11 protein-coding genes and 1 pseudogene are annotated in these 12,816 nt (G+C 71.5%); 7 read left to right on the top strand and 5 right to left on the bottom strand.

The annotated features are described in order from the left end of the window. The 5 genes and pseudogenes from B5M43_RS08165 to leuS all read right to left on the bottom strand — a co-directional run. Positions 1–200: pseudogene (locus B5M43_RS08165) on the bottom strand (IS3 family transposase); the annotation flags it as partial. 48 nt (positions 201–248) lie between these two features. Further along, positions 249–698: a hypothetical protein gene (locus B5M43_RS08160; RefSeq protein WP_230667820.1), complete on the bottom strand. Its 450-nt coding sequence runs from the start codon at positions 696–698 to the stop codon at positions 249–251. A 198-nt stretch (positions 699–896) separates the two neighbouring features. Beyond that, positions 897–1,508 carry a GntR family transcriptional regulator gene (locus B5M43_RS08155; protein ID WP_230667818.1) on the bottom strand — a complete coding sequence of 204 codons (612 nt, stop codon included), beginning with the start codon at positions 1,506–1,508 and terminating at the stop codon, positions 897–899. 185 nt (positions 1,509–1,693) lie between these two features. Then, on the bottom strand, positions 1,694–2,317 hold the full coding sequence (locus B5M43_RS08150) for a helix-hairpin-helix domain-containing protein (RefSeq protein ID WP_230667816.1): 624 nt from the start codon (positions 2,315–2,317) through the stop codon (positions 1,694–1,696). Positions 2,318–2,411: 94 nt separating this feature from the next. Then, the gene (gene leuS, locus B5M43_RS08145; protein ID WP_055988836.1) at positions 2,412–4,985 is read right to left on the bottom strand and encodes a leucine--tRNA ligase; all 2,574 of its coding nucleotides are present in this window, start codon (positions 4,983–4,985) and stop codon (positions 2,412–2,414) included. A 96-nt stretch (positions 4,986–5,081) separates the two neighbouring features. Here leuS and B5M43_RS08140 point away from each other — a divergent pair, with 96 nt between their 5' ends. From B5M43_RS08140 to B5M43_RS08110, 7 genes are all read left to right on the top strand, one after another. Further along, complete coding sequence (locus B5M43_RS08140) at positions 5,082–5,720, top strand: DedA family protein (RefSeq protein WP_134746231.1); 639 nt, start codon at positions 5,082–5,084, stop codon at positions 5,718–5,720. Positions 5,721–5,772: 52 nt separating this feature from the next. Beyond that, complete coding sequence (locus B5M43_RS08135; RefSeq protein WP_134746230.1) at positions 5,773–6,807, top strand: App1 family protein; 1,035 nt, start codon at positions 5,773–5,775, stop codon at positions 6,805–6,807. A gap of 62 nt (positions 6,808–6,869) precedes the next feature. Next, positions 6,870–7,586, top strand: coding sequence for an SOS response-associated peptidase (locus tag B5M43_RS08130; RefSeq protein ID WP_134746229.1), 717 nt, complete (start codon positions 6,870–6,872; stop codon positions 7,584–7,586). Positions 7,587–7,630: 44 nt separating this feature from the next. Further along, positions 7,631–8,923: a M18 family aminopeptidase gene (locus tag B5M43_RS08125; protein ID WP_134746228.1), complete on the top strand. Its 1,293-nt coding sequence runs from the start codon at positions 7,631–7,633 to the stop codon at positions 8,921–8,923. Positions 8,924–8,925: 2 nt separating this feature from the next. Then, entirely contained in the window at positions 8,926–9,813 is an 888-nt protein-coding gene (locus B5M43_RS08120) for a 3-methyladenine DNA glycosylase (protein ID WP_134746227.1), read from the top strand. A gap of 207 nt (positions 9,814–10,020) precedes the next feature. Then, positions 10,021–11,655, top strand: a complete 1,635-nt coding sequence (locus B5M43_RS08115; protein ID WP_134746226.1) for an ABC transporter substrate-binding protein — start codon at positions 10,021–10,023, stop codon at positions 11,653–11,655. 74 nt (positions 11,656–11,729) lie between these two features. Further along, positions 11,730–12,815: an ABC transporter permease gene (locus tag B5M43_RS08110; RefSeq protein WP_230667814.1), complete on the top strand. Its 1,086-nt coding sequence runs from the start codon at positions 11,730–11,732 to the stop codon at positions 12,813–12,815. The last annotated feature ends 1 nt before the right edge of the window (position 12,816 follow it).

Below are 12,816 nucleotides of genomic sequence, written 5' to 3'. Positions count from 1 at the left end.
TCGCTCGGGACACCGGGCTTCGCGCCCGCGTCGACCTCCCGACGACGATGCCACACCCGCAGCGTCTCCGCGCTCATGCCGAGGAGACCGGCCACATGCCGCACCGCAGACATCAGATTCGAGTGCTCACCGGAGGCCTTGGCCTCATCGAGCATCCGCAGCGCGCGCTCGCGCATCTCGGGAGAGTACTTCCGGTTCATCGCGTTCCATCCTTGCTTCAAGAACGGAACGAAACCCAGGCCGATTCACTAGCCGTGTCCCCCGACACGGCTAGTGAGGTGGCTCAGCGACGCCGCCTTCATCGCCGCATCCAGGTCTTCGGAAACCGCGCGCGTGTCCCCCACCGCGAGGCCGGGCAGCAGCATCGCGCCCGGCGCAGGAAGGGCGGAGGCCCGCTCCACCAGTCCGTCCCGCAGCTCCGCGGCGAGATCGAGCCCGGCCGGCGGGGTCGAGGTCACCTGCACCTCGCGGGCGAACACGACCAGCGCCGCGCGCTCCCCCGCGTCACCCGGCTGCGCGCTGCCCCGCGCCACCGCCGTCGAACCGAGATCCAGCCCGGCACCGCTCACGGCGTCCTGCGGGACGCTGACGGTCACCGGCACCGCGCCGAGCAGAGAGTCCGCGCCCCGCCGCACCGCCGCGGCCTCGGCGTCGAGCCACAGCGCATCGCCGTGGCGCTCCACCTTCGAGGCGACCACGACCTCGACCTCGATGGCGCGGCCGCCGCCGGTCGCGAAAGCGACGGCCGCCTCGCGCGCCGGATGACGGGATGCCCCTCGATGACCGACACGGGCCCACGCTAGGGAGGCAGAGCGTCGCGCCGGAGCGACGCCTGCGCTCTCGTGGAGCACCCGCGGCACCGCACCGCCTGGGGACGAACGACCGGCTCGCGGCGGTCAGCTCATGGCGCGCTGCGCGACCTCCGGAAGGTCGCCGTCGATCCCGTGCAGTTCGCGCACGACGCGCTCCGCGGCGTCGGCGTCGCCCTCCGCGATCGCCCGGCGCAGTCGGTCGAGCATCGGGCGCACGACGTGCATGATCCCGTCGAACGACACGTTCCTCGTCACGTAGTCCACGGTGTAGACCAGGTCGCTGACGAGCAGGAAGCTGCGGTTGCCGCACGACGCGAGAATGTGCCGGTTGTACGCGCGTCCCGCCTGGAAGTACGCGTCTCTGTCGGTGCCCGCCGCGATGATGGCGTCGAGCAGCGCGAGCGCCTCGGTGCGCTGCGCGTCGTCCATGCGTCGCGTCGCCATGCGGGTCGCCGCGCCGTACAGGTACCCGGCGTGCTCGACGATCTCGAGCGTGCGCTCCGGCGTGATCTCGATCACCCGGGTGTACCGGCTGGCCGACGTCTCGACCAGTCCGGCGCGCTCCAGCCGCAGCAGCGCCTCGCGCACCGGCATCCGCGAGACCCCCAGCCGCTCGGCGAGGCCCTGATCACGCAGGTTCTCTCCCGGGAGGATCTGTCCGTGGACGATCGCTTCGGCGAGGCGATCGAACACCATGTCCGACAGCCGAGGAGCCTGCGGAGGGCGCAACGGCGCGCCGAAGTCGAGGGGCATGCACGATCCAATCCGACCGGGGGTCGTCAGATAAGGGGTCGGGTGAACACCCCTTCGGCTCAGGATTGTGCATTCCCCGTATTTTGTCGGGTCCCCATGACGCAATTCCGGAAGCCGTTGCCGCCGCCTCACCCGACCCGCACATGCGGTCGCAGGGTCTCGAGCATGCGGTCGCCGATGCCCGGGACCGCGAGCAGGTCCTCGACGCTCGTGAAGCGGCCGTTGGCGTGGCGCCACTCGATGATCCGCTGCGCCAGCGCGGGACCGATGCGCGGCAGCTCCTCCAGCGCGGCCGCGTCGGCCGCATTGAGGTCGATCAGCGCGTCGCCCTCCGGCGCGGCCCCGCCCGCAGCCGCGACCGGCGCCTCGCCCACGGCCGGCACGACCAGCTGCTCGCCGTCGCTCACGACGCGCGCAAGGTTCACGGCCCCTCGGTCGGCGCCGTCGCCGAACCCGCCCGCGGCGGCGAGGGCGTCGACGACCCGCGCGCCGGCGGGAAGCACGTACAGCCCGGGTGCGCGCACCTCGCCCGCCACGTGCACGTAGATCCGCCCCGCGGCGACCGTCGCGCCGGCCGACGGCATGGGGCCCGTCACATGCTCGACGGGAGCGGTCGCGCCGCGCCACATCCCGATGCCGATCGTCACGGCGAGGGCGGCAAGCGCCAGGACGATCACCGCGCCGAGCCCGAGTCTCACGCGCCGCGGCGGCGGCGCGATCTGCTCGATGGGACTCCCCTCGATGCCCGGCACCCGCCCACGCTAGGTCGGGCGCGAACGCCGGCGGGCGGGCATCCGGCCCTCCGTGGAGAGCCCGCGACGCCCGCCCGCCTGGGGACGAGAGCCCTCAGCGCGTCGAGAAGCTGACGACCTTCGGGGCGCGCACGATCGCGCGCACGATCTCCTTGCCGCCGAGCGCGCGGATGACGCGCTCGTCGCGGCGGGCCATGTTCTCCAGCGTGTCGGGGTCGACCTTGGCCGCGACCTCGAGCGTCGCGCGCACCTTGCCGTCGATCTGCACGACCGCGGTGACCGACTCCTCGACCAGCAGGGCAGGATCGGCGCTGCGCCACGACACGAGCCCGATCGAGCCCTCGTAGCCCAGCAGCTGCCACATCTCCTCGGCGGTGTGCGGCGCGAACAGGTCCAGGATCATCGCGGTCGCCTCGACCGCCTCGCGCACGGCGGGGTCGGCCGGGCCCGCGGCGCCGTCGACGGCCTTGCGGATCGCGTTGACCAGCTCCATCAGGCGCGCGACGACCACGTTGAACTTCGTCTGCTCGATCAGCACGGGCGCGTCGGCCAGCAGGCGGTGCGTCACGCGGCGCAGGCCGGCGTCGCCCTCGGCCCACACGACGTCGGGCTCGCTCGCGACCTCCTGCGCCAGGCGCAGCGCGCGCGCCAGGAACTTCTGGGCGCCCGTGGTCGAGACGTCCTTCCAGTCCTTGTCGTCCTCCACGGGGCCCGCGAAGGCGAGCGCGACGCGCAGCGCGTCCGCGCCGTGACGCTCGAGCTCCTCCTTGAACAGCACCAGGTTGCCCTTGGACTTGGACATCTTGGCGCCGTCCAGGATCACCATGCCCTGGTTGATCAGGCTCGAGAACGGCTCGGTGAAGTCCACCAGGCCCATGTCGAAGAGGACCTTCGTGATGAAGCGCGCGTACAGCAGGTGCAGGATGGCGTGCTCCACGCCGCCGATGTACGCGTCCACGGGCGCCCAGCGGTCGGCGTCCTTCGGGTCGAAGGCGGCCTGGTCATTGCCCGGCGACAGGAAGCGCAGGAAGTACCAGGAGCTGTCGACGAACGTGTCCATCGTGTCGGGGTCGCGCAGCGCGGGCTCGCCCGTGCGGGGATCCGTCGTCTCGACCCAGCCGGCGGCGGCGCCGAGCGGCGACTGGCCCTTCGGCTTCAGGTCCAGGCCGGCGGCCTCCGGCAGGCGCACCGGCAGTTGGTCGGCCGGGACCGGCACGATCTCGCCGTCCTGCGTGTGGATCATCGGGATCGGCGTCCCCCAGAACCGCTGGCGCGAGATCAGCCAGTCGCGCAGGCGGTACTGCTTGGCGGCGCGGCCGAGGCCCTTCTCCTCCAGCTCCTCGATCACGCGGGCGATCGCGTTGCGCTTGGACAGCCCGTCGAGGCTGCCCGAGTTGATCATCCGGCCCTCGCCGGTCAGCGCCTCGCCCGTGTGACGCGGGTCGAGCTCGCTCAGCTGCGGGTCGATCGGCACGCCGTCCTCGTCCACCTCGATCACGGGGATGGCGCCCGTGATCGGCGCCGTGGTGTCGACCACGACGCGGACGGGCAGGTCGAACGCGCGGGCGAAGTCCAGGTCGCGCTGGTCGTGCGCGGGCACGGCCATGACCGCGCCGTGACCGTAGTCGGCCAGCACGTAGTCCGCGGCCCAGATCGGCAGGCGCTCGCCGTTGATGGGGTTGATCGCGTAGCGCTCCAGGAACACGCCCGTCTTGGGACGGTCCGTGGCCTGGCGCTCGATCTCGGTCTCCTTCTGCGTCTGCTCCAGGTACTCCTGGAAGCGGGCGCGCGCCTCGGGCGACGCGGTGGAGACGAGCTCGGCGGCCAGGTCGCTGTCGGGCGCGACGACCATGAACGTCGCGCCATGCAGGGTGTCGGGGCGGGTCGAGAAGACCGTGATCTTCTCGGCGCGGCCCTCGATCTCGAAGTCGATGTCGGCGCCGACCGAGCGGCCGATCCAGTTGCGCTGCATCTGCAGCACCTTCTGGGGCCAGAAGCCCTCCAGCTGGTTCAGGTCGTCCAGCAGGCGGTCGGCGTAGTCGGTGATCTTGAAGTACCACTGGGTCAGCTTCTTCTTGACCACGGTGGCGCCGCAGCGCTCGCACGCGCCGTCGACGACCTGCTCGTTCGCGAGCACGGTCTGGTCGTTCGGGCACCAGTTGACCGGGCTCTCCTTGCGGTAGGCCAGGCCGCGCTCGTGCAGCTGCTGGAACAGCCACTGGTTCCAGCGGTAGTAGTCGTCGTCGCTCGTGTGCAGCACGCGGCTCCAGTCGAACGAGACGCCGTACGCCTTCAGGCTCTCGCGCTGCTGCGCGATGTTCGCGTACGTCCACTCGCGCGGGTCCGCGCCGCGCTGGATGGCGGCGTTCTCGGCGGGCAGGCCGAACGAGTCCCAGCCGATCGGGTTGAGCACGTTGTAGCCGCGGTGGCGCCAGAAGCGGGCGACGATGTCGCTGTAGAGGTAGTTCTCGGCGTGACCCATGTGCAGGTCGCCCGACGGGTACGGGAACATCGCCAGCACGTACTTGCGGGGCCGGGTGTCCTCCTCGCCACCCGCGAGGAACGTCTCGTTCTGCTCCCAGTACGCCTGCCACTTGGCCTGCAGGGCGTGGACGTCGAACGCGCCGTCGACGGGCGCGGTGGTGGGTGCGGGAGGAGTCTGCGACACGGGAGTGATGAGCCAATCGGTTCGTGAGCACGCCGAAACAGCGCGTTGATGCGAGATTCCAGGTTAGCGCCCGGTGAGCGCCCATATGCTCGTGGCGTGAACGAGGCGCTCAACTGGCTGCTCGGCGCGGTCCAGTCCGTGGATCCCGTGCTGCGGACGGTCATCGCGGGCCTGGCGATCATGCTGGAGACGAGCGTGCTGATCGGCCTCGTGGTGCCCGGTGACACGGTCCTGATCGTCGCGGCCACGGGCGTCGGCAGCCTGACCGAGGGGCTCGTGCTCGGCGCCGTGGTCGTCGTGGGGGCGCTGGTCGGCGAGTCCATCGGCTTCGCGCTCGGTCGCTGGCTCGGGCCGCACATCCGCGCGTCCTGGGTCGGGCGCAGGATCGGCGAGCACAACTGGGAGCGGTCGGAGCGCTACCTGCGGCGGCGCGGCGGGATCGCGATCTTCCTGTCCCGCTTCCTTCCCGTGCTGCACTCCCTGGTCCCGCTGACGGTCGGGATGAGCGGCTACTCGTACCGCCGCTTCCTCGCGTGGACGCTGCCCGCGTGCCTGCTCTGGACCACGCTGTACGTCTCGATCGCGGCCGGCGCCGCCCACGGGTACCGCGAGGCGTCGGGCACCGCGCACTACGCGGGGTACCTGTTCGTGGGCGCGATCGTGCTGTTCATCCTGATCGTGTTCGCGGTGAAGAAGATCATCGCCCGCATCGAGCATCGTCACATGCACGACTGATCGGCTCCTTCGGGCGTGTGCCGGGCGCACGGCGCATGAAAGACTGTGCGGGATGTCCTCTGCCACGCCCCGCGACAGGATCCACTGGATCGCCCGGCTCGAGCGCCGCATCCACGCGTGGCGCGAGCGACGCGCCCGACGGCGCGGACGCAAGCCGACCGTGCTCGTGTTCCCCGGCTACGGCGGCGACGGGTGGGTGCGCGTCCTCGGCCGCGTGCTGATCGTGCCGCCGACCAAGCGGGACGCGAACGGGCAGCTCGCGCGCGTTCGCGGCTGGCGGAGCTTCCTCGGGATCCCGGTCGGCTATGCGACCGTCCGGATCACGATCGGCGACGAGGTGCACGAGGTCGTGGCCGACCGCGGCGGCGTGATCGACGCGCGGATCGAGGCCCACCTCGAGCCCGGCTGGCAGATCGTGCGGATGTCGGTCGAGAACGGCGAGCCCGGCGAGTCGCCCGTTCAGATCGTCGGGCCCGACGTCCGCACGGGCGTCGTGTGCGACATCGACGACACCGTGATGGTCACCGCCCTGCCGCGCCCGCTGCTGGCGGCCTGGAACTCGTTCGTGGTCGCCGAGCACGCGCGCCAGCCCGTGCCAGGCATGGCCGTGCTGCTCGGCCGCCTCACGCGACAGGAGCCGGGCATGCCCATGATCTACCTGTCGACGGGAGCCTGGAACGTCGCGCCGACGCTCACCCGCTTCCTGCAGCGGCACCTCTACCCGGCCGGATCGCTGCTGCTGACGGACTGGGGCCCCACGCACGACCGCTGGTTCCGCAGCGGCTCGGAGCACAAGGCGACCAACCTGCGCCGGCTCGCCGAGGAGTTCCCGGATGTGCGCTGGCTGCTGATCGGCGACGACGGTCAGCACGACGACGAGATCTACACCCGCTTCACGAGCGAGTACCCGTCGTCGGTCGCGGGCGTGGCGATCCGCCGCCTGTCCCCCGCCGAGGCCGTGCTCGCGGGTGGCCGCACGGCCGTCAACGACCACTCGGCCGCGGCCGTGCCGTGGGTCACCGCCGATGACGGCGCCGGCCTCGCCGAGCGCCTCGAGGCCGTCGGCCTGCTCGCGCACGACAGGTAGCACCCGCTTGCACCCATCCGGTCTTCGGGACGGGTGCCGGCGGCCCGGCATAGTCTGACGGCATGTGCGGACGGTTCGTGGTGGCGAAGGCGGGGAACGAGCTCGTGGGCGAGCTGCGCGTGGACCTGGTGGCCGACGAGCTGCCGCCGCCGTCGTACAACGTCGCGCCGACGGATCCGGTCGCGATCGTGCTCGACTCGGCCAAGACCGAGCCGCCCACGCGCCGCCTCGAGGTGGCGCGCTGGGGCCTGATCCCCTCGTGGGCGAAGGACGTCAAGATCGGCGCCCGCGCCTTCAACGCGCGCTCGGAGGAGCTCGAGGAGAAGCGGATGTTCCAGAACGCGCTGCAGAAGCGGCGCGCGATCATCCCCTCCAGCGGCTACTACGAGTGGAAGCTGATCGGCGGCGAGAAGGTGCCCCACTTCATCCACCCGGAGGACGGCTCGCCCCTGCTGTTCGCGGGCCTGTACGAGTGGTGGAAGGACCCGGCGAAGGCGGACGACGACCCGGACCGGTGGGTGCTGAGCTTCACGATCCTGACCCGCGACGCGATCGGCGCTCTCGGCTCGATCCACGACCGGATGCCCGTGTTCCTCGACGCGGACCACGCCGACGCCTGGCTCGACCCGACGGTCGACTACCCGCGCGACGTGCTCGACGCGGCCGTCGACGCGGCGCCGTACGTCGCCGAGACCCTCGTCTACCACCCGGTGGCCAAGGAGGTCGGCAACGTCCGCAACAACGGCCCGGAGCTCATCGAGCCGCGCCCGGCGGCCTGACCCCGGGCGCCCGGGCCGTCACGGCCCCGGGCGATAATGGGACGATGATCGCCGACCGAGTTCCCGCAGATGCCCGTGACCACATCGAGGACCTCGCCGCGTTCGTGACGGCGTCGCCGTCGTCCTATCACGCCGCCGCCGAGGCGGCATCGCGCGCCGAGGCCGCGGGCTACGAGCGACTCGACGAGGCCGACGCCTGGTCGATCGAGCCCGGCGGCCGCTACGTCGTGCTCCGCGACGGCTCGGTCATCGCCTTCGCGCTGCCCGAGGACGCCGGCGCCATCACGCCGTTCACCATCATCGGCGCGCACACCGACTCCCCCGGCTTCAAACTCAAGCCGAAGCCGACCATGCAGGGCGCGGGCGGCTGGTGGCAGCTGGGCCTGGAGGTGTACGGCGGACCGCTGCTGAACTCGTGGCTCGACCGCGAGCTCGAGCTCGCGGGCCGGATCGTCACGCTCGACGGCACGGAGCACCTCGTGCGCACCGGCTCGCTGCTGCGCATCCCGCAGCTCGCCGTGCACCTCGACCGCGGCGTGAACACGGAGGGCCTCAAGCTCGACAAGCAGCGCCACACCCAGCCCGTCTGGGGCCTCGGCGACGCCGAGAGCGCCGACATCCTGCAGGCGCTCGCGGCGCGCGCCGGGGTCGACGCGGCCGAGATCGGCGGCTACGACATCGTCGCGGCCGACACGCAGGAGCCGCGCACATTCGGCCACGCGCAGGAGCTGTTCGCCTCGGCGCGCCTCGACAACCTCCTTTCCGCGCACGCCGCGCTCGTCGCGCAGCTCGCGACCGCGCCGCAGGGCTCCATCGCGATGTACGCCGCGTTCGACCACGAGGAGATCGGCAGCGCGTCGCGCTCGGGAGCCGCCGGTCCGTTCCTCGAGGACGTGCTCGCGCGCATCTCGGCCGCGCTGGACGCGGGGCCCGAGGAGCGGGCGCAGGCGTTCGCCGCGTCGCTGCACATCTCGAGCGACGTGGGCCACGCCGTGCACCCGAACTACCCCGAGAAGCACGATCCCGCGAACCGCCCCGAGGCGGGCGGCGGCCCCATCCTGAAGATCAACGCGAACCAGCGCTACGCCACCGATGCGCACGGCGCGGCGGCGTGGAACGCCGCGTGCGAGTCGGCCGGCGTGCCGACCCAGGAGTTCGTGTCGAACAACGCGGTGCCGTGCGGATCGACCATCGGCCCGATCGCCGCGACGCGCCTGGGCATCCGCACGGTCGACGTCGGCGTGCCGATCCTGTCGATGCACTCCGCGCGCGAGCTGACGGCGGTCGTCGACCCGTGGTACCTGTCCCGCGCGATGGCGGCGGTGCTCGCCCGCTGAGCATGTCGGCCGCCCTCGACACCGCCACCGTCACGCGCCTCGCGCGCGACGAGTGGCGTGCGCGCGAGGCGGCGCACGAGGCGCGGGCCGACGCGCTCACGGCGGAGCACCGCGAGCGCGCCGCGCGGGGCGAGATGCACCCTGTGTGGGACTTCCTGTTCACGTACTACTCGTACAAGCCCGCCGTCCTGCGGCGCTGGCACCCCAGCGCGGGCGTCGAGCTCGCGGACGCCGCGGGCGAGCCGCGGGCCGGATGGCGCTGGTACGTCGCCGGATCCGCGCCCGGCTCGCTGGCGGTCGACCGCGCCGGCTTCGCGGCCGAGAAGGGCTCGCTCGCGCGGCTGATCGAGATGATGCTGAGGCGGACGGCGGAGCGGCCGGGTCGGTTCGGCTGCTTCGGCCTGCACGAGTGGGCGATGGTGTACCGGCAGCGCGAGCACCGCCACCCGGTGCCGCTCCGCCTCGGCCAGGACGGCACGGACGCGGTGGTCGACGCGCACGAGCTGCGCTGCACGCACTACGACGCGTTCCGGTTCTTCACGCCCGACGCCGCGCCGCTCAATCACCACGCCCCGACCCGCGACACCCAGCCGGTTCTGGACCAGCCCGGATGTCTGCACGCCGGGATGGACGTCTACAAGTGGGCCGTCAAGCTCGGACCGCTCATGCCGGGCGAAGTCCTGCTGGACACGTTCGAGCTGGCGCGCGACATCCGCCGACTCGACATGGAGGCAGCCCCGTACGACCTGTCGTCGTGGGGGTTCGCCCCGGTGCGCATCGAGACGCCCGAGGGCAAGGCCGAGTACGTGCGGCGCCAGCGGGAGTTCGCCGAGCGCGGCAACGCGCTGCGCCGCCGCATCCTCGAGGCGTGGGACCCCGCGGCCGCCTGACCCGCCGCCGGTCGCCTCGCGCGGGCTGTTCACATCGCCCGCCGAGATTGCAACTGTGTAAACACATCGCCCTTCCCGGAGGGTGAGAGTCGTCAGATCGCTGGGTGTGTGCGAGGATCGCGGAATCACGCGCCTCCCCAGGCGCATCGCCGCGCCCCCGGACGCGGATGCACCAAGACACAGTCGTCAACCAGAAAGTGGCATCGAATGGCACTCCCCACCCAGGCGCGCTCACGCGCCGTCGCCGTCGCCCTTCCCACCGTCGCCGTGCTGGCCCTCGCGGGCTGCGCGGCCGGCGGCTCGAACGAGGGCGGCGGCGAGGCTCCCGCCGGCGACAACGTGATCCTCGTCGGCACGACCGACACCGTCACGCACCTCGACCCGGCCGGCAGCTACGACAACGGATCGCTCACGCTCCAGACCCAGGTGTTCCCGTACCTCGTGAACACCGCGCCCGGCAGCACCGAGGTCGTCCCGGACCTCGCCGAGTCGGCCGAGTTCACCGGCCCCACCGAGTACACCGTCACGCTCCCCGAGGGCCTGACCTGGTCCAACGGCAACGACCTCACCTCGAGCGACGTGAAGTTCACGTTCGACCGCCAGCTGGCGATCGCGGACCCGAACGGCCCGTCGTCGCTGCTGTACAACCTCGAGTCGGTCGAGGCTCCCGACGACACCACGGTCGTCTTCCACCTCAAGAGCGAGAACGACCAGGTGTTCCCGTTCATCCTGACGAGCTTCCCCGGCGCGATCGTCGACGAGGACGTCTTCTCGGCCGACGCGGTCACCCCCGACGAGGACATCGTCGAGGGCAACGCGTTCGGCGGCCCGTACGCCATCACCGACTACACGTTCAACGAGCTGGTCGAGCTGACCCCGAACGAGAGCTACCAGGGTCTGATCGAGCCCGCCGCGAACGACGGCGTCATCATCAACTACTACGCCGAGTCGTCGAACCTGAAGCTCGCCGTCCAGGAGGGCGAGGTCGACGTCGCGTACCGCAGCCTGTCGGCCAGCGACGTGGCCGACCTGTCGACCGACGAGAACCTCGCGGTGCACGACGGCCCCGGCGGCGAGATCCGCTACATCGTGTTCAACTTCAACACGCAGCCGTACGGCGCCACGACCGAGGAGGCCGACGAGGCCAAGGCCCTCGCCGTGCGTCAGGCGGTGGCGTCGCTGATCGACCGCGAGCAGCTCAGCCAGGACGTCTACGACGGCACCTACACGCCGCTGTACTCTTACGTGCCGGAGGGCTTCGCCGGCGCGATCGAGCCGCTCAAGGAGATGTACGGCGACGGTCAGGGCGGCCCCTCGGCCGAGAAGGCCGCGGAGCTCCTGGAGGCCGCGGGCGTCGAGACGCCGGTCGAGCTCTCGCTGCAGTACAGCCCGGACCACTACGGCCCGAGCTCGGCCGACGAGTACGCCATGATCGAGCAGCAGCTCGAGGCGGACGGCCTGTTCGACGTGACCCTCGCGGGCACGGAGTGGGTGCAGTACTCGGATGACCGCGTCAACGACGTCTACCCGGCGTACCAGCTCGGCTGGTTCCCGGACTACTCGGACGCCGACAACTACCTGACGCCGTTCTTCCTGACGGAGAACTTCCTGGTCAACCACTACTCCGACCCGGAGGTGGACGAGCTGATCCTGCAGCAGGCGTCGACGCCGGAGCCGGCCGAGCGCCAGGCGCTGATCGAGGAGATCCAGCGCAAGGTGGCCGAGGACCTGTCGACCGTGCCGTACCTGCAGGGCGCCCAGGTCGCCGTCGGCGCGGCCGACGTCGAGGGCATTGTCCTCGACGCGTCGTTCAAGCTGCGCATGGCCTCGATCACCCGCTGATCGACGCTCACGTGAGGGGGCGGTCCCGGCTCCGGCCGGGCCGCCCCCTCCCCTCGCCCTCAAGGACCCCACCCGTGGCAGACACCGCAACGGCACCGCCCGCAGCCCTCCCCGCCGCCGCCCGCAAGGGCGCGCGCGGCGGGACCACGCTGTGGCGCTACGTGCTCATCCGCTTCCTCCTGATCTTCCCGACGATCTTCATCCTCGTCACGACCGTCTTCCTGATGATGCGCGTGACGGGAGACCCGATCACGGCCGCGCTCGGCGGCCAGCTCTCCCCCGCGCAGCTCGCGGAGCGCATCGAGGCCGCCGGCTACAACCGGCCGCTCATCGTGCAGTACCTCGAGTACCTCGGCGCGATCGCGCGCGGCGACTTCGGCACCACGATCGACGGCCAGCCCGTCACCGGCGTGCTCCTGCGCTACGGCGGCGCGACGCTGGAGCTCGCCTTCTACGCGCTGATCGTCGCCTTCCTGGTCGGCATCCCGCTCGGCATGCTCGCCGCCGCGATCCGCGACCGCTGGGGCGACGCCGTCCTGCGCGTGTTCGCGATCCTCTGCTACGCGACGCCCGTGTTCTTCGCCGGCCTGCTCCTCAAGCTCGTCTTCTCGGTGTGGCTCGGCGTGCTGCCGAGCTCGGGCCGCGCCTCGCCGCGCGTCGAGCTCATGATCGGCCGCGTCGATAACCCCACCGGGATCTACACGATCGACGCGATCCGCACCGGCAACCCCGCCTATCTGGTGGACGTGCTCGAGCACGCGATCATGCCGGGCGTCGCGCTCGGCCTGCTCACCGCGGGCGTGTTCCTGCGCCTCGTGCGGACGAACGTGATCGGCACGCTCGCGATGCCGTACATCGACGCCGCGCGCTCGCGGGGCATCAGCGAGTTCCGACTCGTCCGCACCCACGCGTACAAGCCCGCGCTCATCCCGATCATCACCGTGATCGGCCTGCAGATCGCGCTGCTGCTCGGCGGCGCGGTCCTGACCGAGACCACGTTCGAGTGGATGGGCCTGGGCTACCAGCTGAGCGAGTACCTGAAGGCGCGCGACTTCGTCGCGGTGCAGGGGATCGTCGCCCTGCTCGCGGTGATCGTGGCGCTGACCAACTTCATCGTCGACATCATCGCGGCGTTCATCGACCCGAGGGTGAGGTACTGAC

The organism is Microbacterium sp. MEC084 (genome assembly GCF_004514465.2).
Lineage (GTDB): Bacteria > Actinomycetota > Actinomycetes > Actinomycetales > Microbacteriaceae > Microbacterium.
Note: the sequence above shows the minus strand (reverse complement) of the source record. Positions and strands in the feature narration are given on the sequence as shown.

What these genes read in the sequence shown, in the direction of transcription:
- B5M43_RS08155 (WP_230667818.1), bottom strand. Translation starts at nt 1,508, where the DNA reads ATGGTGTTCGATCGCCTCGCCGAAGCGATCGTCCACGGACAGATCCTC.
- B5M43_RS08135 (WP_134746230.1), top strand. Translation starts at nt 5,773, where the DNA reads ATGTCCTCTGCCACGCCCCGCGACAGGATCCACTGGATCGCCCGGCTC.
- B5M43_RS08130 (WP_134746229.1), top strand. Translation starts at nt 6,870, where the DNA reads ATGTGCGGACGGTTCGTGGTGGCGAAGGCGGGGAACGAGCTCGTGGGC.
- B5M43_RS08125 (WP_134746228.1), top strand. Translation starts at nt 7,631, where the DNA reads ATGATCGCCGACCGAGTTCCCGCAGATGCCCGTGACCACATCGAGGAC.
- B5M43_RS08120 (WP_134746227.1), top strand. Translation starts at nt 8,926, where the DNA reads ATGTCGGCCGCCCTCGACACCGCCACCGTCACGCGCCTCGCGCGCGAC.
- B5M43_RS08115 (WP_134746226.1), top strand. Translation starts at nt 10,021, where the DNA reads ATGGCACTCCCCACCCAGGCGCGCTCACGCGCCGTCGCCGTCGCCCTT.